We start from the raw sequence: 25,356 nt of genomic DNA, 5'->3' as shown, positions 1-25,356 counted from the left end.
GGCGTTTTTTGAAAAGGAGCGCCCGATGATCGTCGTCCACCACCTCAACGACTCCCGCTCCCAGCGCGTGCTGTGGCTCCTCGAGGAGCTGAGCGCGCCCTACGAGATCAAGCGCTACGACCGCGATGCGACCACCCGGCTCGCCCCGCCGGAGCTGAAGGCCGTCCACCCGCTCGGCAAGAGCCCGGTGATCACCGACGCCGGGCGGGCGGTCCACGAGTCCGGCGCGATCATCGACTACCTGATCCGCCGCCACGGCGGTGGGCGCCTGGCCCCGGCGCTCGGCTCGGACGCCTACGAGATCTACAACCAGTGGCTCCACTACGCGGAGGGCTCGGCCATGCTGCCGCTGATGCTCTTCATGTACGTCGGCCGGTTGGGCGAGGCGGGCGCGCCGCTGCACCCGCGCATCGAGAGCGAGATCGCCAACCACATGGGCTATGTCGATGCCGCCCTGGCGGGGCGCGACTGGCTGCTCGGCGAGTTCTCCGGCGCCGACGTGCAGATGAGCTTCGTGGGCGAGGTGCTGGGCGCCTTCGGCCGGCTCGACGCCTATCCCAACATCAAGGCCTGGGTGGACCGCTTCCAGGCGCGGCCCGCCTACAAGACCGCCCTCGAGAAGGGCGGCGCCTACTCCTTCGCGCGGGGCTAGGCCGGTCCCTGGGCGGGACTTGGCGCGGCGGCCTGGTCGCGGCGCAGGGCCGCCCGGCGCAGGCGCTTCAGCGAGCCGATGACGCGGGCCGTCGCCTGGGTCACCGCGCCCACCGGGGTCAGCGGCTCGTCGAGCTCGGAGTAGTGCACGCCGAGCGCGCCCTTGTGCCCCTCCTTGCCGTAGATGCTGTACTCGAACGCCAGGTCGCGGTGGGCGTCGACGCGCCGGTGCGGATGGCGCGCCAGCAGCGGATGGATGGCGAGGGTGTAGGCGATCGGCCCGGTGACCCGCAGCACGCCGAGCTGACCGACCCCGTGGAGCCCCGGGTTGTAGGTCCGCAGGTTGCGCAGCACGCGTTCGATCACCGCGCGCAGGAACGGATGGCCGGGGCTGGCGGCGATGTACCACTGCTGGAACTCCCCGCCCGGCACCCGCGCCAGCTCGGCGTGCAGGCCCCAGTCGCAGAAGGCCTCGCCCGGGCCGTTGCGCCACTGCGAGATCAGATAGCGGTCGTCGGGCCGGATCACCTCGCTCAGCGGCCGGGTCGGCAGGCTCTTGATGTCCAGATAGACCCCGCCCGAACGGTAGACGACGAGGTAGCGGAAGAGGTCGGCGCGGGCGGCGCGGTACTTGGGGTTGATCGCGTCGTAGTAGGCGAGGATTGCGGGACCGTAGCTGTCGGCGATGAAGTCGCGCGCCGTGACGTCGTCATAGAAGCGGTGCTCCCAGTCGGGATTGCCGCGCTGGATCGCGCCCATCGCCTCGCCCAGTTCGACGGGCAGGGCGCGCGTGTGGAAGGTCTGATGGATGATCTTCGGCAGCCCCTCGGCCGCCGCGAACAGCGGCGCCGCCACGCGCGGTTTGCGGGCGGCAGGGCGCGGGGCGCAGGCGTCGTCGCGGGTGAGGTGCACGTCCGGCAGCCTCCGGCGTTCGGGCTTTTGAGATTATCCCCGGCTGCGGGGCGCGTTTTGGCGCAACAAGTTCGGCCGCGTACCGAATGTTCCGACAATTCTCATAGGTGAAGCTCGCCGCCCGTCCGCGGCGCGGGCCTAGAACCGCTCTGGGAACGGATCGTCCAGCAGGCCGTCCAGGAAGTCGAACACCGCGGCCTTGGTCAGGCCGTGCGGGATGGCCGAGAAGTGGTCGCAGCCCACCACCGTCACGCCGTGGCCGTTGGGAAAGACGCGGGCCAGGTCCTCCGGATCGCCCGCGCCCGTATCGCGCTGGCCGGCCACCACCAGCACCGGCATCGGCAGCATGCGCATGGCGTCCTGATCGAGCGGCGGGTTCTGCGCCTGGACGAAGGCGGCCAGCGCCTTGCGGTCCTCGCCCTGCTCGTCGGCGAAGTGGCGGAACGAGCGCAGCATCGGTTCGGCGATGGTCTCCGGATCGTCGGCCAGCATGGCCTGCGCCATCGGCGAGGCGTCGCGCCGCTCGGACGGCTCCAGCAGCTTGCCGCCGATGCCCCCGAGGATGAGGTTCGAGAACCGGTTCGGGTGGTCGATCGCGGCCTGCAGGGCGGTGCGCGTGCCCATCGAATAGCCGAACAGGTCCACCCGCTCGAGGCCCAGGTGGTCCATCAGGGCGATGACGTCCGCGGCCAGCCTGGCCCGCTCGTAGGCGGCCGGCTCGTAGAGCTTCTCGCTCTCGCCGTGGCCGCGTTGGTCGAGGGCGATCACCCGCATACCGCGGCGCTCGAAGGCCGCGTACCAGCCGGTCCGCTTCCAGCCCTCGTTGCGGTTCGAGGTGAAGCCGTGCAGCAGCAGGATCGTGCGCTCGGGCCCGCCCTGGGGGGTGATGTCATCGTAGGCGAGGGTGACGCCGTCGGGGGTGGTGAAGCTGGCCATGACGGCGGAGCCTAGTGGGGCTGACGCGGGCTCCGCAAGGCCGTGTGGTGTCAGGGCGGCTCGCCGGTCCACTCCCAGTGCCACGGCTCGAACGGATAGTTGAGGAAGCCGTAGCGGTCGGCATGGGTGACGAGCCAACGGTAGGCGGGCGTCGCGACGATCGCCTTCCGGTTCGCCTCGTCGGTCGACACCGGGTCCGAACCGGCCGCCCGGCCGAGGAAGATGTCGGCGGCCAGGCCCGTGCGGTGGGCCGAGCAGCTCGCCTTGGAGACCGTGTTGCAGCCACCGTCGGCGCAGCGGGCGGCTTCCTCCTCGGGGCCGCGGTAGCCGGAGATCAGCTTGAAGTCGTCGGCGCCCGCCACGGCCCCGTCGGCCCGGGCGTCGGCGACCATTCGGCGATATGCGGCCAGGGCGCCGCGCCTGAGGCTCACGACCTTGCCGCCATAGCCCTCGGCCGCCGTGGCGGCCTCCAGCGCCTGGGGCGGCGGCGGGCCGGGGCACAGTCCCTTCGAGGTGAACTGGACGAAGGGCCGCTCCAGCGCCATGCGGTTCTTCATCCGCTCGAACTCCTCCGGCTTGAAGACGCCGTCCGGAGCCAGGGTCTGGCCTTGCTGCCAGCGGCCGTAGGCGGCGGCGAAGCCGGCGGTGTCGGGCGGGCACGTCGAGCCGATCAGCCGGCCGACCGCGGCGGCGTAGATGCGCCAGCCGCTCTCCGCCCGGCCGAACGGCGACCAGGCGAGGGTCGCCAGCGACCGGGCGTTGGCCTGGGCGGCGGCGCGCCAGGCGGGCGGGTCGCAGGCCTGCGGGGCGCTCGCGCTCGCCACGGACGGCGGCTGCGCGGGCGAGGCCGGGGGACGGGCCGCCGGGCGATGGGTCACGCGGACAACGACCACCAGGCCGATCGCCGCCACGGCGAGGAGGGCGAGGAGGAACCGCCCGACATCTGAAGGTTTCAGGCTCACGCCGCGTACGAACGCGCGGCCCACTGCGAAGGTCCCGATGTCCCCCTGCAAGGCGCTTCTGCTCTCCGCCACGGCCGCCGTCGCTCTGGGCGCCTGCTCCGACCCGGCGCCGCAGCAGACCGCCCAGGCGAGCCCGCCGCCGGCGCAGCCGGCCCCGGATCAGCCCGCGCCGGCCCAGCCCGCGCCGGTCCAGCCCGCGCCACTCCCGAGTTCGCCTGCCGAAGCCCCCCCGACGCCGCTGCAGGTCGCCAACCCGGCGCCCCTCGCCGTGCCGGCGGCGCCCGAAGGCGGCGCGTCCGACGCGCCCGCGGCCAAGGCGATCAACGCGGCGACACCCGCGGCGACGAGCCAAAAGTCGCGCCGCGACGCCCTGGTACGCGCCGAGGTGCTGCTCGCCCGCGCCCACTTCTCGCCCGGCGTCATCGACGGCCAGGACGGCGGCAACCTCAAGGCCGCCGTCGCCGCCTTCCAGCTGGCGCACGGCATGCCTGCCACCGGCCAGCTCGACGCGGCGACCTGGAAGGCGCTCGCCCGGGGCGACACCGCCCCGGCGGTCGTCGCTTACACCATCACCGCCCAGGATGTCGCCGGCCCGTTCCTTGCCCGCATCCCCACCGAATATCCGCAGATGGCCAAGCTCGACCATCTGGGGTTCACCAGCCCGCTGGAGGCGCTGGCCGAGAAGTTCCACATGGACGAGGCGCTGCTCAAGGCGCTGAACCCCCGCGTCGACCTCGGGAAGGCCGGGACCTCGATCCTCGTGGCCGCGCCCGGCCCCGAGACCCTGCCGGCCATGGTCAGCGCCATCGAGGTCGACAAGAGCCAGCGCCAGGTGCGCGCCTACGGGCCGGACGGGGCGATCCTGGCCGTCTATCCGGCGACGGTGGGGTCGACCGAGCGCCCTGCGCCCACCGGCCGCTTCGAGGTCACCGGCCGGGCGCCCAACCCGACCTACACCTACGATCCGAAGCGCCTGACCTTCGGCGACCGCAAGATGGGCAAGCTGACCATCAAGCCGGGACCCAACAATCCGGTCGGCGCGGAGTGGATCGACCTCTCGATCCCGACCTACGGCATCCACGGCGCGCCGGAGCCGCGGCTGGTCGGGAAGGTGGCGAGCCACGGCTGCGTGCGTCTGACCAACTGGGACGTCCGCCAGCTCGCGTCCGCGGTGAAGAAGGGCGTGCCGGTGCTGTTCGTCGGGACCGAGCGGCCCACGCACCCGAAGCCGAAGCTCAGCTCCGCCAGCGCAGGGTCCCCGCCTCGACGGGGTTGACGAAGGCCCGCTTCTCGCGCCGGGCGGCCGCCCATTCGCGCTTGAGCTGGTGGTACCACTTGGCCTGCTTGTCGGCGTCGTCGATCCAGATCAGCGGCGGGTCGTACTTCAGCCCCTCGTTCTGCAGGTTCACCATGTCCCCGTCCTGGCGCAGGAACGCGCGGGCGCCGGCGGCGATGAACGGCTTCAGGACCAGGAAGGCCGGGTGGTCGGACCAGACGATCTGGGTGATCCGCGTCTTCTTCTCGCTGATCGGCGTCAGGCAGGTCAGCGACAGCACCTGGCGCTTGCCGACCGTCACATGCTCCCAGCGCAGGCCGGGCAGGCGGAAGGTGATCTCGGTCAGCGGCTCCCCGCCGAGGATGGCGTAGGCGCGGCTGTTCTTGGACGGCTCGTGGCGGACCATGGAGAAGCCGGCCTCGCGCGGCTCGAACCGCTTGGCCTTCTCGTGCTGGCTCTTGGCCGAACGCCACCACCACTGCTGGTGCACATAGGGCCCGTGGGCCGGGTCCATCAGCCCGACGACCGCGTGGTCGATGTGGGCGTCGAAGTCCATGCGGTCGACGAGCTTGGGCCCGCCGCCGACCACGCCCGGGAACACCGGCGGCGGCTGGTCGGGCTCGGCGTCCTTGCGCGCGTCCGAGGCGATCCAGACGAAGATCAGCCCCTGGCTCTCCTGCACCGGATAGCGGCGAACGCGGATGCGCGAGACGTCCAGCGGCTGGTCAGCGACCAGGGAGGGGATCGCCGCGCAGGCCCCGTCGGCGGCGAAGCGCCAGCCGTGATACGGGCACTCCACCGTCTCGGCCCCCGAGGCTTCCTTGACGAAGCGGCCGGCCGACAGGGGCGCGGCCCGGTGCGGGCAGATGTCCTTCAGGCCGAACAGCTGGCCGGCCTTCGAGCGGCCGAGCAGCACGGGCTCGCCGAGGATCTCGTAGCGGGTGAGCTGGCCGGGCTTCAGGTCCGAGGAGAGGGCGGCGAAGTACCAGATGTCCGTCAGGAAGCCCTCGCCGAAGCGGGTCTCCGTCTTCTCGGAGGTCTTCTGGGGTTTGCTGTCGCCCTCGGCCATGTCCTGGCTTTAACCGCGTCAGGCGGCGGGCGGAAGTACGCGCTATTGCGTAGCCGCCCCTAAGGCAGGCGCACGAACACCGCTGCATGGGGCGACAGGCCCAGCGAGCCGCCGCGCAGCTCGGCGTCCCCGGCTCGGGTGGCGATCAGCTCGCCGCCCTCCAGCTCCGGCAGGGTCGGGAAGGCCGGATTGTCCGAGAAGTTGAAGATGCAGGCGATGCGCTCGGCCCCGTCCTCGCGCACGAATGCCAGCACCGGATCGGGGGCCTCGAGGAAGGCGAGCTCGCCACGGCTCAGCGCGCTCGAGCCCTTGCGCAGGGCGATCATCTGGCGGGCGAAGGCGAGGGGGGAGTCCGGATCGGCCTCCTGGGCTGCGACCGACAGGCCCTGGTGCTCGCGGGCCATGGGCAGCCAGGACTCGCCGGCGGTGAAGCCCAGGTTCGGCTCGGCGGAGTCCCACGGCATGGGCGTGCGGCAGCCGTCACGCCCACCCGAATAGGGCCAGTAGAGGTCGCCCACCGGATCGCGCAGCTGGTCCCGCGTCAGGGCCGCCTGCGGCAGGCCGAGCTCCTCGCCCTGGTAGATGATCGTCGTGCCCTTCAGCGCCAGCAGCAGCGCGAAGAGCTGTTTGGCGAGTTCCGGCGTCGCCTCCGAGCCGCCGAACCGGCTGACGGTGCGGACCACGTCGTGATTGGCGAACGAGATCGTCGGCCAGTGGGCCGGATAGCGGCCGAGCGTCTCGTAGTGCGCCTTGACGAAGGCCGGCGTCAGCTTGCGCTGCAGCAGCAGCACGAAGGTGTAGCCCGAGTGCAGGCCGACGTCGGGGGCCAGGTAGCCCCCGCAGCGGTCCTCCTCCTCGGAGAACTCGCCGAACACGAAGCGGTCCCCGTGCTGCTCGACCCGCCGGCGGATGACCTCGAGCACCTGCTCGTTCTCCGGCAGGTTGGAGTCGTGGAAGTGGCGCTGCAGGTTGCCGGCGTGGCTCCAGTCGTGGCGGGTGCGCTCGGCCACCGGAACCGGCGGGTTGTCGGTCAGCGTCTCGTCGTGGAGGTAGGTGCCGGCGACGTCGAGCCGGAAGCCGTCGATCCCCTTCTCCAGCCAGTAGTCCAGGACCGAGAGCGCCGCCTCGGCGGCCTGCGGGTTTCGCCAGTTCAGCTTCGGCTGCTGGCGCAGGAACTTGTGGTGGTAGTGCTGGCGCCGCGCCGGCTGGTAGGCCCAGGCCGGACCGCCGAACACCGACAGCCAGTTGTTGGGCGCCGTGCCGTCCTCCTTGGGATCGGCCCAGACGTACCAGTCGGCCTTCTCGCCGTCCTTGCCGCCGGTCAGGCTCTCGACGAACCAGGCGTGCTCGTCCGAGGTGTGCGACAGCACCTCGTCGATGAGCACCTTCAGCCCCTTGGCGTGGGCGGCGTTGAGGAAGGAGTTGAATGCGTCCATGCCGCCGTAGTCGCGGTGCACGCCTTCGAAGTCGGCGACGTCATAGCCCCAGTCGCGGTCGGGCGAGGGGTGGATCGGCGACAGCCAGACCGCGTCCACCCCCAGGCTCTTGATGTAGTCGAGCTTGGCCTCGACGCCGGGAAGATCGCCGTAGCCGTCCCCGTCGGTGTCGAGGAACGAGCGGATATAGACGTGGTAGAGGACGGCGCCTTTCCACCAGGGCGCCGCCATCGTCGGATCAGGCCTCGCCGATGTGGTGGATGATCTTCGAGACGATGCCGTACTCGACGGCCTGCTCGGCGCTCATCCAGAAGTTCCGTTGGGTGTCCTTCTCGATCTTCTCGTAGGTCTGGCCGGTCTCGCGCGCGATGATGCGGTTCACCCGCTCGCGCATCTTGATGATCTCCTCGGCCTCGATCTCGATGTCCGAGGCCTGGCCGCGCACCCCGCCGGTGGGCTGGTGCAGCAGGAAGCGGGTGTTCGGCAGGCAGAGGCGGTTTTCCTTGTCCGCCCCCAGGAAGATGTGCGCGCCGGAGCTCGCCACCCACCCCGTGCCGATCACCTTCACCGGGGCGCCGCAGAACTTGATCATGTCGTGGACGGTGTCGCCGCTCTCCACGTGACCGCCCGGGGAGTTGATGATGATCCGGATCGGCGCGTCGCTTTCGGAAGCCAGCGCGGTGATCTGGGCCGTGACCCGCTCGGCCAGGCGCATGTCGATCTCGCCGAAGATCAGCACGGTGCGCGACTTGAAGAGCGCGTTCTGGACGGGCCCCGCCGTCATCGGCATGTCGGGCAGGCGGCCCTTCTCGTCCTCGTCCGGCTCTTGATCGTCCAGCCAGACTTTCCATTGCGTCATGAGGAGCTCCTTGGGCCTTCCGTGGGGAGGCGCGCCCGTTCACCGCAGCGCACGCCTCGCCAAGTTTGTTCCTTTTGCAGTTATTGGCCTTGGCGTGTTCCCGCAAGGCCCGTCAGCGCCTGCGCCTGCCGCAAGCCGCCCGAGGCCGCTGATCGTGCAGAGCGGCTTGACCTAACGGAGCCCCCCGTCGCAAATGACCGCCAACTCAAACAATCGTTTTAAGGGATAGGCGCCATGAGCGAGGTGATGGAACGGACCCAGGTCGGCAAGCTGTTCGATCTGGCGGGCAAGGTGGCGATCATCACCGGCTCCTCGCGCGGCATCGGCAAGGCGATCGCCGAGCAGATGGCGGCCCACGGCGCCAAGGTGGTGATCTCCTCGCGCAAGGCCGGTCCCTGCGAGGAAGTGGCCGCCGAGATCAACGCCCGCAGCCCGGGCCACGCCATCGCCGTGCCGGCGAACATCTCCTCAAAAGACGACCTGACCCGCCTGGTGGAGGAGACCCGCAAGGCGTTCGGCAAGATCGACATCGTGGTCTGCAACGCCGCCTCGAATCCGTTCTACGGCAGCCAGCTCGACATCTCCGACGACGCCTTCCGCAAGATCCTCGAGAACAACATCATCGCCAACAACTGGCTGGTGCAGCTCACCGCGCCGGAGATGAAGGAGCGCAAGGACGGGGCGGTGATCATCGTCTCGTCGATCGGCGGCCTGCGCGGCTCGACCGTGATCGGCGCCTACTGCATCTCCAAGGCCGCCGACATGCAGCTGGCCCGCAACCTCGCCCAGGAGCTGGGCCCCCACAACATCCGGGTGAACTGCATCGCGCCCGGCCTGGTGAAGACCGACTTCGCCCGCGCCCTGTGGGACACGCCCGAGGGCGAGAAGCGCGCCTCCTCGGGCACCCCGCTGCGCCGCCTGGGCGATCCGGACGACATCGCCGGCGCGGCGGTGTTCCTGGCCTCCAAGGCCGGCTCCTGGATGACCGGTCAGACCGTGGTCATCGACGGCGGCTCCACCTGCTGATCAGGACCTGCTGATCAGACGCTGATCGGGGCGCGGGCGAGGTCCCGCGCCTTGGCCAGCCGCTCGATTCCCGCGTCCAGGGTCTCGTCGCGCTTGGAGAAGCAGAGCCGCAGGATCGAGGTCACCGGCTCCTCCTCGTAGAGCGCCGACACCGGGATCGAGGCGACGCCGGCGGTCTTCACCGCGTGCAGGGCGAAGTCGCGGTCGGCCATGTCGACGCCGGAGGCCTTGAGGTCGACGTTCAGGAAGTAGGTGCCCTGGGTCGGCAGGACCGAAAAGCCTTCGCGCCTCAGCCCCTCGCCCAGCCGGTCGCGCGAGCGCTCCAGCGCCCGCGGCATGTCGCGGAACCAGGCCTCCGAATTCGCCAACCCCCAGGCCACCGCCGCCTGCAGGTTCGGCGGGGTGGTGAAGGTCAGGAACTGGTGGGCGCGGGCCAGGGCGTGGCTCAGCTTCGGCGCCGCCATCAGGAACCCGACCTTCCAGCCGGTCAGGCCGAACATCTTGCCGGCCGAGCCGACCTTCACCGTCCGCTCGCGCATGCCGGGAAAGGCCATCAGCGGCCGGTGCCGCGCCTGGCCGAACACCACCTGCTCCCAGACCTCGTCGCAGATCGCCACCACGTCGTGGGCGACGCAGAACTCGGCCAGCAGGGCGAGGTCCTCCTCCGGCAGGACGACGCCGGCGGGATTGATCGGATTGTTCAGCACCACGTAGCGGGTGCGCGGCGTGAAGGCCGCTTCCAGCATCGCCCGGGTGAAGCGCCAGTGCGGCGGCTCCAGCCGCACGAGCCTGGGCGCGCCCCCGGCCCGGCGGATCAGCGGCAGGTAGGCGTCGTAGACCGGCTGGAAGACGATCACCTCGTCGCCCGGCTCGATCAAGGCGAAGAAGGCCGAGGCCAGGGCTTCGGTGGCGCCGGAGGTGACGGTCACCTCGCTCCCCCAGTCGAGCTCCAGGCCCTGGGTGCGGGCATAGTGGCCGGCGACCGCCTGGCGAAGCTCGGGCAGGCCGACCATCGGCGGGTACTGGTTGTAGCCGTTGAGCACGGCGTCGGCCGCCTTCTGCCGGATCGCCTCGGGGCCCGGATCGTCGGGAAAGCCCTGGCCGAGGTTCACCGCGCCCAGTTCACGGGCAAGGCCGCTCATCTCCTCGAAGATGGTGGTCGGAAGGTTCGCGAAAATCGGATTGGCCATGGGCGTGATCTGGGCGCGCTGAAATCGGATGCTTAAATCTGCTCCCTGAAGACCATTCTTTCGGGGGCTGCGTCCATGGAGATCGTCGCGTTCCGGCCCGAACACGCCGAGGCGTTCAGAACCCTCAACGAGGCGTGGATCGCCAAGCACTTCGCCATCGAGCCGAAGGACCGCGAGGTGCTGGAGGATCCGGAAGGCAGGATCATCGCCAGGGGCGGGAAGATCTTCATGGCGCTGGAGGGCGGCCGCCCGGTCGGCTGCGTGGCCCTGATCCGCATGGACGACGGCGGCTACGAGGTCGCCAAGATGACCGTGAGCGAAGAGATGCGCGGAACCGGCCTCGGTCGCGCGCTCATGCAGGCCTGCATCGACGAGGGCGTCAGGCTCGGCGCTCGCCGACTCTATCTGGAGACCAATTCCGCCCTGGGGCCCGCGCTCGGCCTCTACCGCGCCATGGGGTTCACGCACCTGCCGCCGGCGCCCACGCCCTACGCCCGCGCGGACGTCTTCATGGAACGACCCTACTGAGGGGCCGCCCCCTGCGTCACCTTGCGGCGCGGGTCCTCAATATGCATCTTGAATACATCTTTGTAGCCGGGGAACGCGAGGACGCTCCGTGCAGGACCAACTGCGATTGATGGAGACCGGCCTGGAACGCGCCGCCGAGTCGATCGGCGACATCACCGGCCCGGTGATGGCCCGCTTCTACGCCGCCCATCCGGCGGCCCGCGCCGCCTTCGAGCACCATGGCGTCGGCGACCCCGCCGCGCTGGAGGCCCAGATGGTCGAGAACGCCCTGATGGCCGCCATGACCTGGCTCGAGCGCCCGGCCGAGGTCAGGATCCTGTTCGGCGGCTCGGTGCCGCACCACCAGGACACCCTGGCCGTGCCGCCCGGCTGGTACCGTGGCCTGATGGAGGCGACCATCGACGTCATCGCCGGCTCGATCCCGCCGCAGAACAGGGCCGAGCTCGAGCTGTGGGACGCCATCCGCCGCAGCCTCGTCCAGGAGATCGAGGCCGCCTGACGGAGCGGCCGCCTACTCTTCCTTCATCCGCTTCTTGCGGAAGGACGGGTTCAGCACCTTCTTGCGCAGGCGGATCGACTTCGGCGTCACCTCCACCAGCTCGTCCTCCTCGATGTAGGCGATGGCCTGCTCGAGGGTCGGGCGGCGCGGCGGGGTGAGGCGCACGGCCTCGTCCTTGCCCGAGGCGCGGACGTTGGTCAGCTGCTTGGCCTTCATCGGATTGACGTCGAGGTCGTCGGCCCGCGAGTTCTCGCCGATGATCATGCCCTGGTAGGTCTTCTCGCCGGCGCCGACGAACATCACGCCGCGCTCCTCGAGGTTCCACAGGGCGTAGGCCGCCGTCTCGCCGTCGGAGTTGGAGACCAGCACGCCCTTGCGGCCGGCGTCGATGGCGCCCTTGTAGGGCTCGTAGTGGCTGAACACCCGGTTCAGCACGCCCGAGCCGCGGGTGTCGGTCAGGAACTCGCCCTGGTAGCCGATCAGCGAGCGCGACGGCGACATCAGGGTGATGCGGGTCTTGCCGGCGCCCGACGGGCCCATGTCCTTCAGCTCGGCCTTCCGGGCCGACAGCTTCTCGATGACGATGCCGGTGAACTCGTCGTCCACGTCGATCATCACGTCCTCGATCGGCTCGAGGCGTTCGCCGGTCTCCGGATCGATCTGGAAGACCACGCGCGGGCGGCTGATGGAGAGCTCGAAGCCCTCCCGGCGCATGCTCTCGATCAGCACGCCGAGCTGCAGTTCGCCGCGGCCGGCGACCTCGTAGGCGTCCTTTTCCGAGGTCTCGGTGACCCGGATGGCGACGTTGGACTCCGCTTCCTTGAGCAGGCGCGCGGCGATCACGCGGCTCTGCACCTTGTCGCCTTCGCGACCGGCCAGCGGGCTGTCGTTGACCGAGACGGTCATGGAGATGGTCGGCGGGTCGATCGGCTGGGCCGGCAGGGCCTCGGTGACCTCCATGGCGCACAGCGTGTCGGCCACGGTGGCCTTGGAGAGGCCCGCGATGGCGACGATGTCGCCGGCCTCGGCCTCGTCGATCGGCTGCCGCTTCAGGCCGCGGAAGGCCAGCACCTTTGTGATCCGGCCGCGCTCGATCTCCTTGCCGTCGCGCGACAGAGCGTGGATGGCCAGACCCGGCACCGCCTTGCCGCTCTCGATCCGGCCGGTCAGCAGGCGGCCGAGGAACGGATCGCTCTCGATCAGCACCGACAGCATCTGGAAGGGCTCGTCCTTGCGCTGCTCGGCCTTCGGGGCCGGCACGTGCTGGACGATCAGGTCGAACAGCGGGGCGAGGTTATCGTTCGGCTTGGCCAGGTCCATCGTCGCCCAGCCGTTCTTGCCCGAGGCGTAGATGTGCGGGAAGTCGAGCTGCTCGTCGGTGGCGCCCATGGCGGCGAACAGGTCGAAGGCCTCGTTCAGCACCCGGTCCGGATCGGCGTGCGGCCGGTCGACCTTGTTGAGGCAGAGGATCGGCCGCAGGCCCATCTTCAGCGCCTTGCCGAGCACGAACTTGGTCTGCGGCATGACGCCTTCCTCGGCGTCGACCAGCAGGACGCAGCCGTCCACCATGCCGAGGATCCGCTCCACCTCGCCGCCGAAGTCGGCGTGGCCGGGCGTGTCGATGATGTTGATCCGCGTCTCGCCCGCGGCGCCGTGCCACAGCACGCTGGTGCACTTGGCGAGGATGGTGATGCCGCGCTCGCGCTCCTGGTCGTTGGAGTCCATGGCGCGTTCGACCGTCGCCTCGTTGGCGCGGAACACGCCCGACTGGGCGAGGAGCTGGTCGACGAGGGTCGTCTTGCCGTGGTCGACGTGGGCGATGATGGCGATGTTTCGGAGGGACATAGGTCTTTTAAGGGGAATTGCGTCTCGGCGCAGGGAAGGGCGTGGCGGATGCGCCGGCGAAGGCGCGCTTTTAGGCGACGCGCAGCCGAAGGGCCAGCGTCAGTTGCGCCGCAGGCCTATTCGCGGGTGCAAAAATGGCCGAGCTCATGGTGCATCGCAACATATCGGGGTGGATTTCCCCCGCGGCAAGGTGGCGTGACGATGTGACATTTCGGTGTCCGCCTTACGTCGCGGCATGAATTTTGCGCCAAACGCCGCTTGCGTTTTTGTGCGCTGCACAGTATATCCAACCTCGTGAGGCGTCGCTGACGTCTCTGCCCTTCCTGGGCGTTTCCTCCCTAATGAACTGCCGCGGCTCCGGCCGCGGCTTTTTTTTGGCCTGAAGGCCCGGCTCAGGGCCGCTTCGGGAGGGTCAGGCCGCCGCCAGGCTCGACCAGTCTGCGCGGGCGAGGGTGGCGATCAGCCGCTCGAGGTCGGCCTTCAGGGTCTCGAAGCCGGCGGTGGGCGTCAGCCGCGCCTCGTCGAGATAGAGCGCCCGGTTGATCTCGATCTGCAGGGCGTGGGTGCGCCGGGCTGGCCGGCCGTAGTGCTCGGTGGTGTAGCCGCCGGCGTAGGGCGCGTTGCGCGCCACCCGGTAGCCCAGGCCCTCGAGCTCGCGCTCCACCCGGGTCGGCAGGACCCCGGCGCAGGCGGCGCCGAAGCGGTCGCCGAGCACCATGTCGCAGGCCCGGTCGCGGCCGCCGGTCCGCGCCGCGGCGGCGGGCATGGAGTGCCAGTCGATCAGGATGGCGAAGCCGTGCGCCGCATGCGCCTCGGCGAGCAGCTGGGCGAGGGTGGCGTGATAGGGCCGGTGGGCCGTCTCGATGCGGCCGCGCGCCTCGGCGAAGGTCAGCTTGCGGGCGTAGATCTCCTGCCCTTCGGAGACCACGCGGGCGATGGCGCCGAGCCCGGCCGCGACGCGCGCGGTGCGGGCCCTCGCGAACTCCGGCAGCTCGTCGGCGAACATCGCCGGGTCGAGCTCGAAGGCCTCGCGGTTGAGATCGATGTAGGCGCGGGCGTAGCGGGCGGCGATGGTCGCCGCGCCGAGTTCGGGCGCGCGGGCGATCAGGTCGTCGACGAAGGCGTCCTCCGAGCGGCGGATGCTCTGCGCGTCGAGCGCCGCGGCCGCCATCATGTCGTCGGGATAGAGCCGGCCGGAGTGCGGCGAGGCGAACACCAGGGGCGTGGGCGGCGCCTGGCCCGCGGGCGCGGCGCGGCGCACCTCGAAGGCGTCGGCGGTTTCGACGTCCCCCGCAGGTCGTTGAGAGGCGACGATCGGCTCCCAGGCGTTCATGCCGTCCATAGAACGCTCAGCGTCGTTTGGGGTCAAAGGGTTCATCGCGCCTTTACGCTTGGCGCTGTAGAGTGCCCCTTCGGCTTAACCCTAACGACCGCGACATGCCCCGAATCCTCCTCGCCGAAGACGACGACTCCCTGCGCGGCTTTCTGGCCCGCGCCCTGGAGCGCGCCGGCTATGACGTGGTGGCCTGTCCGGACGGCGACGACGCGGCCCTGCGCCTCGACGAGGCCTGGGACCTGCTGCTCACCGACATCGTCATGCCCGGCCTCGACGGCATCGAGCTGGCCCGCCAGGCGGCGGCCCGCCATCCGGGGCTGCGGATCATGTTCATTACCGGCTTCGCCGCGGTGGCGCTCGCGGCCGGCGAGAGCGCGCCGGCGGGCGCCAAGGTGCTGTCCAAGCCGATCCATCTCCGCGAGATCGTTTCGGAGGTCGAGCGGATGATCGCCGCTTAAGATCTCTGCTCGCTTGCGCGCGCCAAAGCGCGCCGTTATACCCCCGCCTTCCCGCTCCCGGGCGCGCCGCCAAGGCGTGGTTCGGGAGACCTCGGATTGGACGCGTAGCTCAGCGGGAGAGCACTACGTTGACATCGTAGGGGTCGCTGGTTCGATCCCAGCCGCGTCCACCATCCCTCCTCACTTCCTGGCCGTCGCCCGCCTCGGGCTGGCCGCAACCCTGGCGGGTCGCCGCGGTTCGCGCCGCTGAACTTCCGCAGCATCGTGAAGATAATAGCGGGTCGCATTCGCAACCGGGCGTCGCAAGGCGCAGCTTTGCGCGGTGGAATGACGGCCTGAGACCGCCCGTTACATTTCAAAACTGTTGCAAGGCGGACGCACCGTAAACCTTTCAGGGGCCGCTGCTCCTGAAGCCTCTTCCGTCGCCCAAGGTCGGGCGCGCATTACCAGAGGTGCAAAGGTGCCACGGCCAAAAGAGACCGTGAGCTCCACTACGGGAGGTAATTTTGAAGCTAGCCTATTTCCAAGGCGGCTCCGCGCTCGCGGTGGCTGTCGCTCTTTCTTTCGGCGGGCAAGCCGCCGCCCAGGCCACCAACGCTCCGGCCGCCTCGGCCCCGCACTCCATCGACGAACTGGTCGTCACCGCGCAGAAGCGCGAGCAGAGCCTGCAGGACGTGCCGATCGTGGTCACGTCGGTCAACGCGCAGCAGCTGCAGGACGCCGGCGTCCGTGACATCAAGGACCTGACCGTCGTCACGCCGGGCCTGACCGTCACCACCACCTCCTCCTCCGCCATCACCACCGCCCGCATCCGCGGCATCGGCACGGTCGGCGACAACGTCGGCCTGGAAAGCTCGGTCGGCGTGGTCATCGACGAGGTCTACCGCCCGCGTAACGGCGTCGCCTTCTCCGACCTCGGCGAACTGGACCGCGTGGAAGTGCTGAAGGGCCCGCAGGGCACCCTGTTCGGCAAGAACACCACCGCCGGCGTGATCAACGTGATCACCAAGCGTCCGGAGTTCACCTTCGGCGCCAACAGCGAGGCGACCTTCGGCAACCTCAACACCTTCGGCTTCTCGACCTCGGTCACCGGGCCGCTGATCGAAGACAAGCTCGCCGGCCGCCTGTTCGTCGCCGGCCGTCACCGCGACGGCTACTACGAGCGCGTCGGCCGCGACACCAACGACCAGAACTACTACACCGGCCGCGGCCAGCTGCTGTGGCGGCCGAGCGCCGACGTCGATGTGAACTTCGCCGCCGACTACACCAAGCGGCACGAAGCCTGCTGCGGCGCGGTCCAGCTGATCAACGGCCCGACGGCTCCGCTCGTCCTGGCGCTCGCGCCCGGGGGCATCGCCAATCCGCCGGACATCCATAACCTTCGCGACTACGGCAACCGCAACGACGTGAAGGACATCGAGGACAAGGGCGCTCAGGCGATCGTCAACTGGGACACCCACGCCCTCGGCAACGCCAAGCTGACCTCGGTCACCGCCTACCGCGACTGGCTGCAGAAGGGCGGCGGCGACGTCGACTGGACCGGCGCCGACATCCTCTACTCGCCGAAGCTCGGCTCCGGCGACGTCGGCTTCACCGAGTTCAAGACCTTCACCCAGGAGTTCCGCCTGGCTGGCTCGACCGACAAGCTGAACTGGCTGGTCGGCGCCTTCTACTCCGACGAGAAGCTGAAGCTGCATGTCCGCACCGTGACGTACGGCAACCAGTTCGAGTCGTACCTGTCCGGCCTGCTGGCGGCGGCCGGCGGCCTGCCCACGTTCGAGGGTCACCCGAACAACGGCACCGCCTATGCGCCGGGCGCGGGCCAGAATGACACCTATGACCAGCACGAGCGGGGCTTCGCCCTCTTCACCAACGAGAACTACAAGATCACCGACGCGCTCGAGCTGACGGTGGGCCTGCGGTACACGTGGGAGAAGAAGGACCTCGCGACCTTCTGGAACAACACCGACAACGCCATCGGCTGCGCCACCGCCATCGCCCGCTTCGGCGCGATCGGCCGCACCCTGGGCGGCGCCTATCCGGCGCTGTGCGCCACCTCGTCGAACCCGCTGTTCGGCCAGATCGCGCACAACAACCAGCACAAGAAGGAGAACGAGCTCACCGGCACGGCCAAGCTCTCGTACCGGTTCTCGCCTGAAGTGCTGGCCTATGCGTCCTACGCCCACGGCTACAAGGCGGGCGGCTTCAACCTCGACCGTATCGCCCCGGGCGCTCAGTCGGTGGCCGGCCAGGCGGCGACGCCGGTGCTCGACACCAGCTTCGCCCAGGAGCTGGTCGACAGCTACGAGGTGGGCGTGAAGAACACCCTCCTCGACCGCACCCTGCTGCTGAACGCGACGGTGTTCTATCAGGAATACAAGGACTTCCAGCTCAACGCCTTCAACGGCCTGGTCTTCACCGTGGCCTCTGTGCCGAAGGTGATCTCCAAGGGTGTGGACGCCGACTTCCTGTGGTTCACGCCGGTGGAAGGCCTGTCGCTGAACGGCGGCGCCACCTACGCCGAGACCTACTATCCGACCAGCACGCCGGCCGTCCTCGGCGCCCGCCTGCCGGGCTCGCGCCTGTCGCTGGCTCCGCTCTGGTCGATCTCGGGCGCGGGCACCTACGAGCATCCGATCGGCGAAAACCTGGTCGGCCGCTTCGCCCTGAACGCCAAGTACGTGTCGTCCTACAACACCGGTTCGGACCTGAACCCGGTGAAGACCCAGAAGGGCTTCACCCTGGTCAACGCCCGCATCGGCATCGGCCCGCAGGACAAGAAGTGGCAGGCCGAGCTGTGGGCGCAGAACCTGTTCGACAAGCGCTACAAGCAGGTGGCCTTCGACTCGGTCTTCCAGACCGGTTCGTATGACGCCTTCATGGGCCTGCCGCGGACCTACGGCGTGACCGTGCGCTACACCTACTGATCCACTGAAGTCAGCGCCCTTCGGGGTCGCTGGGGCGCCGCCGGTCCGCCGGCGGCGCCTTTTTCATGCCCGCGCCGGGGCGGGACACGAAATCGCGTCTGCGATGCCTATTCGCCACACCTCGCGGCGCTCGAAACTCCGGTATCGCACGCGACCCTCATGTTGCGGGTTTATTTCAAAACAGCGGTATCCGAACCGAACGGCCGCTACGGTCAAGCTTGCAGACCGGCGATATGGAACGTCGTTATGTTTCGGGCATGCAACCATCTTGGCGTGGCCGGCGGCGCGCGCTGATCATCCCTCCACCAGCCGAAGATCCGCACAGACGGGCGAGGGGCTGGAGGAGGAAAAACCATATGACGAAGGGTGCATATTTCTGCGGCGGCTCGATCCTGGCCGTCGCCCTGGCGCTGGTGGGGGGCGAGGCGGCCTACGCCCAGGCCGGCCCATCCAGCGCAAACGAGGTACGGGAGGTGGTGGTCACCGGCTCCTTCATCCGCGGCACGCCGGAGGACGCGGCCCTGCCTGTGAAGGTGATCGGCGCTGAGGAGCTCGAGAAGCAGGGCTCCCCCTCGACCGTCGACCTGATCAAGTCCCTGTCCGTCTCGAGCGGCGTGCTCGGCGACACCAACCAGTTCGACACCCGCGCCCAGGGCTCGGAGGGGTCCGGCTCGATCAACCTGCGGGGTCTGGGCGCCCAGCGCACCCTGGTCCTGATGAACGGGCGGCGCATGGCGGCCAACCCGTTCGGTCAGGCCGCCGCCGGCATCGTCGACACCAACACCCTGCCGGTCGCCGCCTTCGGCCGCATCGAGGTGCTGAAGGAAGGCGCGGCGGCCACCTACGGCTCGGACGCCATCGGCGGGGTTGTCAACTTCATCACCCGCCGGAACCTCAACGGCTTCGAGGTCTCCGGCAGCTACAAGTACGTCGACGGCTCGAACGGGGACTGGGACGGGGCGCTCAACTGGGGCCACGTCTTCGAGAACGGCAACATCCTGCTCAGCCTCGGCTACCAGCACCGCTCGGAGCTGAAGGTCACCGACCGCAGCTGGGCGGACCAGCCCTACCTCAACGATCCGGAGGGCGGCTGGTCGGCGGGCAACGCGGTGACCACCTTCCTGCCGCTGATCCGCACGCCAACCGGCGGCTACACCGCCGCCGCCGGCTTCCAGCTGGACCAGGGCTGCGCGCCGCTCGGCGGCGTGCCGCAGGCGGGCGCGCTGCCGGCCTGCAACTTCCACTACACCGAGTACGACAACCTCGTTGAGGAGGAGAACCGCTTCCAGGTCTACGGCGAGGCCAACGCCGACCTCAACGCTCAGAACCACCTCCACGTCGAGGCCCTCTACGCCAAGACGGACGTGCCGAACTGGAAGACTTCGCCGTCCTACCTCGCCCTGCAGACGCCGACGGCGACCACCAATCCGACGGTGGGCTCGCTCTCCGCCGCCTTCCTCTCGGGCTTCTTCGTCCCGTCGGACAACCCGGGCTTCATCGCCTACCAGGCCGCCCATCCGACCCAGATCCCGGCCAGCGCGATCGGCGTCCATATCCCGGGCGTGCGCTATCGCCCCCTGGCCGAGGGCGGCAACCCGATCTTCGACGACCAGGGCTCCTCGGAGGGCCTTCGCCAGTACGAGGCGTTCCGCGTCTCGGCGGGGGTCAACGGCGACCTGCCCTGGCACGGCGTCGGCTACGACGTGGCCGTGACCTACGGCCAGGAGCAGGGGCGGCGGACCGGCTATGACACCGTCGTCTCGCGCCTGCAGCTCGCCTTGCGTGGCTACGGCAGCCTGGCCTCGGGGGCCCAGGGCGGTTGTACGGCCGCCGAGACGGGCGGGTTCACCACCAACGCCGGCAATTCCGCCCTCGGCTGCTACTACTTCAACCCGTTCTCCACCTCGACCGCGTCCAGCGCCGTCACCGGCCAGACCAACCCCGGCTTCGTGGCCTCCACGGCCAACAACCCGGACCTGATCCGCTGGCTGTTCCCGCAGGTCTCGACCCGCCAGACGGTGCGCCTGCTGGTCACCGACGCCGTGCTCAACGGCAAGACCGGCTTCCACCTGCCGGGCGGCGAGGTGGCCTGGGCGGCGGGCATGCAGTACCGGCGCGAGTCCTTCGACTCCAAGTACGACAACCTCAGCAACATCAACGCCAATCCGTGCATCGACACCCCGGTCACCGGCTCGACCACCTGCACGGTGCGCAACGGACCGCTGGTGTTCCTGGGGACCGGTGAGGAGCAGGAGCTGCACAACGACGTCTGGGCCGGCTTCGGCGAGCTCAGCCTGCCGGTCACCGACAAGATCGAGGCGCAGTTCGCGATCCGCCACGAGGAGTACGGCCGCGGCGTCGGCTCGACCACCAATCCGAAGCTGTCGGCCAAGTGGCAGCTGACCGATTGGCTGGCCCTGCGCGCCACGGTGGGCACCACCTTCCGCGGCCCGCCGCTGACCTCGCTGACCAACTCCAGCGTCACCGGCCTGTCGTTCATCGCCGGCTCGTTCCGGGCGATCGACTTCTTCGGCAACCCGGCCCTGCGACCGGAGAAGGCCAAGCAGTACAGCGTCGGCGCACTCTTCAAGCTGGGCGGCCTGCGCGCGGCGGTCGACTACTGGCGCTTCGACTTCGACAACCCGATCGTCGCCGAGCCCTCGGGGGCGATCGTCTCGGCCATGTTCCCCGGCAACGCCAACGTGAACTGCGGCCAGTCCGCCTACGCCGCCCTGCAGGCCCGCTTCAGCTTCCAGGGCGCCTGCTCGCTGGCCACCATCGCCCGCGTGCGGACCCTGGTGGTGAACGGCCCCTCGGTGACCACCTCCGGCATCGACCTGATCGCCGACTACGACGTCGGCGAGGTGCTCGGCGGGACGGTCGCGGTCGGCGGCTCGGCCACCTACACGATCGACTACAAGATCGATCCGTTCACGGTGGAGGGTGTGGTCGTTCAGCCCGGCTTCGACGCCGTCGGCTTCCTGAACTACCAGCTCTCGGCGACCTCCCTGCCGCAGATCAAGGGCCAGGCCTATGCGGAATACACCCGCGGGCCGCACAACCTGCGGATCACTGAGACCTACATCGACTCCTACAAGGACCAGCGGACCTCGATCCTGGCGCCGAACCCGGTCAACGGGGCCGTGCTCACCAAGGGCCAGAAGATCGACGCCACCTGGCTGACGAACCTCACCTACCGGCTGCAACTGCCCTGGGATTCGACCTTCACCCTGTCGGTCGACAACCTGTTCGACCAGGAGCCGTCGTTCGCCCGGCTCGACCTCAACTACGATCCCTTCACCGGCAATCCGCTCGGCCGGACCTGGAAGGTGGCCTTCAAGAAGAAGTTCTGAGCGACTCGTTGGGCGGCGGCGCCGACGGATTCCTCGGCGCCGCCGCTTCGATTTCTTCCGACGTGAACCACTGCGCGCCGCCGGGCTCCGGGCCCGGCGGCGTTCTACATTGGGGCCAAGCTCTACTGTGGCGGAAAGGTGGCCGCCGCCGGCGGCGGGGAGTCGGAATGCGCCCTTGCAATTTCGGCGCCTAGTCAGTTCTGACTACAGAAAAATCAATAAAATCCGTGATTTGTGTCATTTTCGCAAAAAAGTCTGGCGTGCATGGCGGAGCTGTCGGATGATCTTTCCGCACGCAAGCAACGGCCCCGGTTACGAGGGCTGAGCTACGTCGGGAGGATATTTGAAATGAACAAACGCAGTTATTTCTGCGGCGGCTCCCTGCTGGCAGTCGCTCTTGGATCCATTGCCTTCAACGCCTCGGCCCAGACCACGCCGGCCGGCCAGCCGGCGGCGGTCAGCGAAGTGGTCGTCACCGGCTCCTACATCGCCGGAACCCCCGAAAACGCCGCCCTGCCGGTGGACGTCATCAACACCAAGGAGCTCGAGCAGCGCGGCTCGCCCTCCATGGTCCAGTTCATCAAGACGATCCCCGCCTCGGGCGCGGTGGTCGGCGAGAACAACCGCTTCGGCGGGGGCAACGGCACGGCCACCGTCAACCTGCGCAACCTCAACGCCTCGATCGGCTCGGTCACCGGCACCCGCACGCTCGTCCTGTTCAACGGCCGCCGGGTCGAGGTGAGCTCGCGTTCGGGCTACGCCGTCGACATCAACAGCTTTCCGACAGCGGCCATCGGCCGGGTCGAGGTGCTGAAGGACGGTGCGGCCGCGACCTACGGCTCCGACGCCATCGCCGGGGTGGTGAACTTCATCACCCGCAAGAACCTCGACGGTTTCGAGGTCAGCGGCCAGTACCAGGGCATCCAGGGCTCGGACGGCGACTGGGAAGCCAACGGCGCGTGGGGCAAGGTGGGCGACTGGGGCAACGTCCTCTTCACCCTCGGCTATCGCCGCCGCTCGGAGCTGCCCGTGCAAGAGCGCAGCTGGGCGCTGCGGACCGGCCCGGCCGGCTATCTGCAGAACCCGCTCGGCGGCTGGGCCGCCACCGGCAACCCCGGCGCCTACCTCTATTCGACGACCGCGCCGGCCGGCTCGCCCAACACCGGCTTCACCACCGCGCCCTTCACCAACAGCGTCGAGGACATCGGCTGCGCGGCCAACGGCGGCGCGCCCTTCACCCTGGGCTCGGGCGTGGTCTCGCCGACCACCGCCTGTAACTTCCAGTACACGACCTTCGACAACCTGGTGGAGAACGAGAACCACTACTCGGTCTATGGCGAGCTGAACTTCAAGCTCACCGACGACGTGACCTTCCACGGCGAAGCCATGTGGAACCGCAACCAGACGCCGCAGCAGAGCTGGGCGATGACCGGGCCCAACCAGTACCCGGCGCCGATCCTGGCCTCGGGCGGCTCGACCGGCGGCGGCGTCTCGCCGATCCCGGCCGCCGGCACCTCCGAGCAATCGCGGTTCTACATCCCGGCCACCAACCCGGGCCTGCTCGCCTTCGCCCAGCAGGCGGCGGCGGCGACCTGCGGCGGCTCGACCCTGCCCTATGGCGTCGACGCGGCCTCCTGCGCCACCGGCCTCGCGGCCGCGCAGCGGGCGGCGGGTTTCGCGACGCTCTACGGCCTCGTGGCCTCGCCGACCAGCTGGCGGCCCGTCGGCTTCGCCGGCAACCCCTACACCTCGGATCGCCACAGCCACTACAGCTACAACACCGACACCTGGCGGATCGAAGGCGGCTTCCAGGGTAAGCTGCCGCTGGGGATCAGCTACGACGTCTCGGCGACCTATCAGGAGATCGACTACAAATATAACCTGCAGGACGTCTCGGTGAACCGGCTGCAGCTGGGCCTTCGCGGCTACGGCAGCCGGGCCGGGGCCTCGGACCAGTGCACGGCGGCGGAGACCAACAACTTCACCACCGGGGCCGGCAACGCCGCGATCGGCTGCTACTATTTCAACCCCTTCGCCAGCGCGATCCAGCAGAGCACCTCGAACGTCCCGGCGAACCCGTTCTACGTCGCCAGCTCCACCATCCCCGGCTACAACGAGGCCGCCGCCGCCCGGGCCGAGGTGGTCAACTGGATGGAGGAGGAGCAGTACAACAGCTTCACCACCCGGATGTTCGTGGCCGACGCGGTGTTCAGCGGCCAGACGCCCCTGAAGCTGTGGGCCGAGGACCCGATCTCCTGGGCCGCCGGCGCCCAGTTCCGCTACGACCGCTTCATCCAGGATCCGGACGCGCTCTACTCGGCCGCGGCCACGCCCTGCGTGGACTCGCCGCCGTTCGGCGACGCCTCGCCGGCCTGCCCCACCACCGGCAACGGTCCGTTCCTGTTCAACGCCAACCTTCGGCCGTTCGACCTCGACCGGCAGATCGCGGCGGTGTTCACCGAGTGGCGCGTGCCGGTGCTCGACACCCTCGAGGTGACGCTCGCCGCCCGCTACGAGAAGTACAAGGACCTTGGCGACACCTTCAATCCGAAGATCGCCGCCCGCTGGCAGGCGACCGACTGGCTGGCCTTCCGCGGCTCGGCCAGCACCACCTACCGCGCGCCCCTGCCCACCTGGGCCTCGGGCAGCTACTTCCAGCGCAACCTGACCAACGCCACCGGCACCTACCGGGCGACCGACCTGCATGGCAATGCGGACCTGCAGCCGGAGACGGCCGACACCTACAGCGTCGGCGTGATCTTCGACATGGGCCGGGTCAACGCGACGCTCGACTACTGGAAGTTCAAGTTCAAGGACCAGATCACCACCGAATCCACCACCGACATCCTCAACCTGATGTTCCCGGTGGTCGGCGGGGTCCGCTCGACGGCCCGCTGCGCCAACCCGGCCTACGACGCGGTGCGCGCGCGGTTCACCTTCACCGGCACCAACAGCGTCGCCGACTGCCAGGGCGGGGCGGCCAACGTCCTCTCCTTCGTGCAGAACTACATCAACGGCGGCAGCATCGACACCGACGGCATCGACTTCCAGATCAACGCCACGATCGCCGAGGACCTGTTCGGCGGCCGGCTGCAGGCCGGCGCCGACGGCTCCTACCTGCTGCACTACACCGAGGCGCCCTACACCATCGAAGGCTTCGCGGTGGGCGAGACGGTGGAGCGGGCCGGCTCCTACCGGCCGTCGCTGTTCATCGGCTACAACCGCATCCGGGCCAATGGCTTCGTCAACTGGTCGCGTGGGCCGCACAACCTGCGTTGGCAGACCCGCTGGGTCTCCTCGACGGTGATCGCCAACACCGAGACGACGGCCCTGGCCATCGCCCGGGCGGTGGGCGGCTCGACCAAGGTGCCGGAGTACTGGCAGCACGACCTGACCTACACGGTGCAGCTGCCCTGGGACACGACGGCGACGATCGCCGTGCAGAACGTGTTCGACAAGGACCCGCCGTTCGCCTTCGCCACCCAGTACAACTACGACCCCTTCAGCGGGAACCCGCTGGGCCGGGTCTGGGTGGTCGGCCTCAAGAAGCGCTTCTAGGCAAGACCCCGGCGCACGATTGCGTCACTTCGGAGGGCGTCCTCGCGGCGCCCTCTCTTCTTTTGTCGGCTCGGTCTCTTGCGTCCTCAGGGCTGGGCGCGCTTGGGCAGGGCCGTCACCTCGTCCGGGGTCAGCTTGCGGATGCTGCGCACCGGACACCGCTGACGGCCGATGGCGGTGCGGGTCACCACGTCGGCGTCCATTCCGTCGCAGATCCAGGACGAGGTCCGCGAGACGAGCGCCAGGCGCTGGTTCCAGTCGATGTCCGGGCAGTGGCCGAACATGTCGAACTGATAGACGTCCTTCACCCCGACCCGGACATAGAGGGTCTTGTCGTCGGCGGCGGCGAAGTTGGTCACGTTGGACGCCAGGAAGCACTGGCGCCTGTCGGTCGGCGGCTTGGCCGCGCCCTTGCCGGAAGGCGCCTCGCCGGCCGCTGCGCCGCTGATCAGCAGGGTGGCGGCGGCCAAGGTGAGCGTCATCCCAGTGAGCGTCATCCCAGTGAGCGTCATCCTCATGATGGTGGTCCTCGACC

General features: G+C 69.2%; 19 protein-coding genes and 1 tRNA gene. 10 read left to right on the top strand and 10 right to left on the bottom strand.

From position 1 onward, the window contains the following. Window positions 1-25: 25 nt before the first annotated feature. The gene (locus DJ017_RS01050; protein ID WP_111526965.1) at window positions 26-652 is read left to right on the top strand and encodes a glutathione S-transferase family protein; all 627 of its coding nucleotides are present in this window, start codon (window positions 26-28) and stop codon (window positions 650-652) included. Here DJ017_RS01050 and DJ017_RS01045 read toward each other — a convergent pair. The 3 genes from DJ017_RS01045 to DJ017_RS01035 form a co-directional block, all read right to left on the bottom strand. Further along, complete coding sequence (locus DJ017_RS01045) at window positions 649-1,563, bottom strand: glycosyltransferase family 32 protein (RefSeq protein WP_111526964.1); 915 nt, start codon at window positions 1,561-1,563, stop codon at window positions 649-651. The genes DJ017_RS01050 and DJ017_RS01045 overlap by 4 nt on opposite strands. A 138-nt stretch (window positions 1,564-1,701) precedes the next feature. Then, window positions 1,702-2,499 carry an alpha/beta fold hydrolase gene (locus DJ017_RS01040; protein ID WP_111526963.1) on the bottom strand — a complete coding sequence of 266 codons (798 nt, stop codon included), beginning with the start codon at window positions 2,497-2,499 and terminating at the stop codon, window positions 1,702-1,704. A gap of 50 nt (window positions 2,500-2,549) precedes the next feature. Continuing rightward, complete coding sequence (locus DJ017_RS01035) at window positions 2,550-3,461, bottom strand: D-alanyl-D-alanine carboxypeptidase family protein (protein WP_133255357.1); 912 nt, start codon at window positions 3,459-3,461, stop codon at window positions 2,550-2,552. 37 nt (window positions 3,462-3,498) lie between these two features. On the opposite strand from DJ017_RS01035, the gene DJ017_RS01030 reads away from it, so the two are divergent. After that, complete coding sequence (locus DJ017_RS01030; protein WP_111526961.1) at window positions 3,499-4,737, top strand: L,D-transpeptidase family protein; 1,239 nt, start codon at window positions 3,499-3,501, stop codon at window positions 4,735-4,737. On the opposite strand, the gene DJ017_RS01025 is transcribed toward DJ017_RS01030, so the two are convergent. From DJ017_RS01025 to DJ017_RS01015, 3 genes are read right to left on the bottom strand one after another with little or no spacing between them, the layout of a single operon-like run. Beyond that, entirely contained in the window at window positions 4,697-5,806 is a 1,110-nt protein-coding gene (locus DJ017_RS01025; RefSeq protein WP_111526960.1) for an aromatic ring-hydroxylating oxygenase subunit alpha, read from the bottom strand. The two genes, DJ017_RS01030 and DJ017_RS01025, sit on opposite strands and share 41 nt — an antisense overlap. A gap of 59 nt (window positions 5,807-5,865) precedes the next feature. Beyond that, window positions 5,866-7,473, bottom strand: coding sequence for an alpha-glucosidase family protein (locus tag DJ017_RS01020; RefSeq protein ID WP_111526959.1), 1,608 nt, complete (start codon window positions 7,471-7,473; stop codon window positions 5,866-5,868). A 7-nt stretch (window positions 7,474-7,480) separates the two neighbouring features. Next, window positions 7,481-8,101 (bottom strand): ATP-dependent Clp protease proteolytic subunit, encoded by a 621-nt coding sequence (locus tag DJ017_RS01015; protein WP_111526958.1) that lies wholly within the window; start codon window positions 8,099-8,101, stop codon window positions 7,481-7,483. 246 nt (window positions 8,102-8,347) lie between these two features. Between DJ017_RS01015 and DJ017_RS01010 the strand changes: the two genes are divergently transcribed. Next, window positions 8,348-9,127, top strand: coding sequence for an SDR family oxidoreductase (locus tag DJ017_RS01010; protein ID WP_111529913.1), 780 nt, complete (start codon window positions 8,348-8,350; stop codon window positions 9,125-9,127). A gap of 14 nt (window positions 9,128-9,141) precedes the next feature. Here DJ017_RS01010 and DJ017_RS01005 read toward each other — a convergent pair whose 3' ends face one another. Beyond that, window positions 9,142-10,317, bottom strand: coding sequence for an aminotransferase (locus DJ017_RS01005; RefSeq protein WP_111526957.1), 1,176 nt, complete (start codon window positions 10,315-10,317; stop codon window positions 9,142-9,144). 75 nt (window positions 10,318-10,392) lie between these two features. Here DJ017_RS01005 and DJ017_RS01000 point away from each other — a divergent pair, with 75 nt between their 5' ends. Both DJ017_RS01000 and DJ017_RS00995 read left to right on the top strand, forming a co-directional pair. Beyond that, complete coding sequence (locus DJ017_RS01000; RefSeq protein ID WP_111526956.1) at window positions 10,393-10,845, top strand: GNAT family N-acetyltransferase; 453 nt, start codon at window positions 10,393-10,395, stop codon at window positions 10,843-10,845. 88 nt (window positions 10,846-10,933) lie between these two features. Then, window positions 10,934-11,344: a hypothetical protein gene (locus DJ017_RS00995; RefSeq protein ID WP_165830490.1), complete on the top strand. Its 411-nt coding sequence runs from the start codon at window positions 10,934-10,936 to the stop codon at window positions 11,342-11,344. 12 nt (window positions 11,345-11,356) lie between these two features. On the opposite strand, the gene typA is transcribed toward DJ017_RS00995, so the two are convergent. Both typA and DJ017_RS00985 read right to left on the bottom strand, forming a co-directional pair. Continuing rightward, entirely contained in the window at window positions 11,357-13,189 is a 1,833-nt protein-coding gene (gene typA / locus DJ017_RS00990; RefSeq protein WP_111526954.1) for a translational GTPase TypA, read from the bottom strand. Window positions 13,190-13,601: 412 nt separating this feature from the next. Beyond that, window positions 13,602-14,522 carry an N-formylglutamate amidohydrolase gene (locus tag DJ017_RS00985; protein ID WP_111529912.1) on the bottom strand — a complete coding sequence of 307 codons (921 nt, stop codon included), beginning with the start codon at window positions 14,520-14,522 and terminating at the stop codon, window positions 13,602-13,604. A 104-nt stretch (window positions 14,523-14,626) separates the two neighbouring features. Between DJ017_RS00985 and DJ017_RS00980 the strand changes: the two genes are divergently transcribed. From DJ017_RS00980 to DJ017_RS00960, 5 genes are all read left to right on the top strand, one after another. Further along, window positions 14,627-14,983 carry a response regulator gene (locus tag DJ017_RS00980; protein WP_111526953.1) on the top strand — a complete coding sequence of 119 codons (357 nt, stop codon included), beginning with the start codon at window positions 14,627-14,629 and terminating at the stop codon, window positions 14,981-14,983. Window positions 14,984-15,081: 98 nt separating this feature from the next. Then, window positions 15,082-15,156: transfer RNA gene (locus DJ017_RS00975), tRNA-Val, on the top strand. A gap of 333 nt (window positions 15,157-15,489) precedes the next feature. Beyond that, complete coding sequence (locus tag DJ017_RS00970; RefSeq protein ID WP_111526952.1) at window positions 15,490-17,910, top strand: TonB-dependent receptor; 2,421 nt, start codon at window positions 15,490-15,492, stop codon at window positions 17,908-17,910. Window positions 17,911-18,266: 356 nt separating this feature from the next. Then, window positions 18,267-21,263 (top strand): TonB-dependent receptor domain-containing protein, encoded by a 2,997-nt coding sequence (locus DJ017_RS00965; RefSeq protein WP_111526951.1) that lies wholly within the window; start codon window positions 18,267-18,269, stop codon window positions 21,261-21,263. 348 nt (window positions 21,264-21,611) lie between these two features. After that, window positions 21,612-24,821: a TonB-dependent receptor domain-containing protein gene (locus DJ017_RS00960; protein ID WP_165830489.1), complete on the top strand. Its 3,210-nt coding sequence runs from the start codon at window positions 21,612-21,614 to the stop codon at window positions 24,819-24,821. A gap of 86 nt (window positions 24,822-24,907) precedes the next feature. Here the strand turns inward: DJ017_RS00960 and DJ017_RS00955 are convergent, their stop codons facing one another. Further along, the gene (locus DJ017_RS00955) at window positions 24,908-25,339 is read right to left on the bottom strand and encodes a DUF6491 family protein (protein WP_226999973.1); all 432 of its coding nucleotides are present in this window, start codon (window positions 25,337-25,339) and stop codon (window positions 24,908-24,910) included. Between the last annotated feature and the right edge of the window lie 17 nt (window positions 25,340-25,356).

The organism is Phenylobacterium soli (assembly GCF_003254475.1).
In the GTDB taxonomy this organism is placed as follows: domain Bacteria; phylum Pseudomonadota; class Alphaproteobacteria; order Caulobacterales; family Caulobacteraceae; genus Phenylobacterium; species Phenylobacterium soli.
The sequence above is the reverse complement of the archived record's forward strand: the minus strand, read 5'-3'. Positions and strand labels throughout refer to the sequence as shown.

What these genes read in the sequence shown, in the direction of transcription:
- DJ017_RS00960 (WP_165830489.1), top strand. Translation starts at nt 21,612, where the DNA reads ATGAACAAACGCAGTTATTTCTGCGGCGGCTCCCTGCTGGCAGTCGCT.
- DJ017_RS01025 (WP_111526960.1), bottom strand. Translation starts at nt 5,806, where the DNA reads ATGGCCGAGGGCGACAGCAAACCCCAGAAGACCTCCGAGAAGACGGAG.
- DJ017_RS01005 (WP_111526957.1), bottom strand. Translation starts at nt 10,317, where the DNA reads ATGGCCAATCCGATTTTCGCGAACCTTCCGACCACCATCTTCGAGGAG.
- DJ017_RS00985 (WP_111529912.1), bottom strand. Translation starts at nt 14,522, where the DNA reads ATGAACGCCTGGGAGCCGATCGTCGCCTCTCAACGACCTGCGGGGGAC.
- DJ017_RS01015 (WP_111526958.1), bottom strand. Translation starts at nt 8,101, where the DNA reads ATGACGCAATGGAAAGTCTGGCTGGACGATCAAGAGCCGGACGAGGAC.
- DJ017_RS01000 (WP_111526956.1), top strand. Translation starts at nt 10,393, where the DNA reads ATGGAGATCGTCGCGTTCCGGCCCGAACACGCCGAGGCGTTCAGAACC.
- typA (WP_111526954.1), bottom strand. Translation starts at nt 13,189, where the DNA reads ATGTCCCTCCGAAACATCGCCATCATCGCCCACGTCGACCACGGCAAG.
- DJ017_RS01040 (WP_111526963.1), bottom strand. Translation starts at nt 2,499, where the DNA reads ATGGCCAGCTTCACCACCCCCGACGGCGTCACCCTCGCCTACGATGAC.
- DJ017_RS01010 (WP_111529913.1), top strand. Translation starts at nt 8,348, where the DNA reads ATGGAACGGACCCAGGTCGGCAAGCTGTTCGATCTGGCGGGCAAGGTG.
- DJ017_RS01050 (WP_111526965.1), top strand. Translation starts at nt 26, where the DNA reads ATGATCGTCGTCCACCACCTCAACGACTCCCGCTCCCAGCGCGTGCTG.
- DJ017_RS01030 (WP_111526961.1), top strand. Translation starts at nt 3,499, where the DNA reads ATGTCCCCCTGCAAGGCGCTTCTGCTCTCCGCCACGGCCGCCGTCGCT.
- DJ017_RS01020 (WP_111526959.1), bottom strand. Translation starts at nt 7,473, where the DNA reads ATGGCGGCGCCCTGGTGGAAAGGCGCCGTCCTCTACCACGTCTATATC.
- DJ017_RS00965 (WP_111526951.1), top strand. Translation starts at nt 18,267, where the DNA reads ATGACGAAGGGTGCATATTTCTGCGGCGGCTCGATCCTGGCCGTCGCC.
- DJ017_RS00955 (WP_226999973.1), bottom strand. Translation starts at nt 25,339, where the DNA reads ATGAGGATGACGCTCACTGGGATGACGCTCACTGGGATGACGCTCACC.
- DJ017_RS00980 (WP_111526953.1), top strand. Translation starts at nt 14,627, where the DNA reads ATGCCCCGAATCCTCCTCGCCGAAGACGACGACTCCCTGCGCGGCTTT.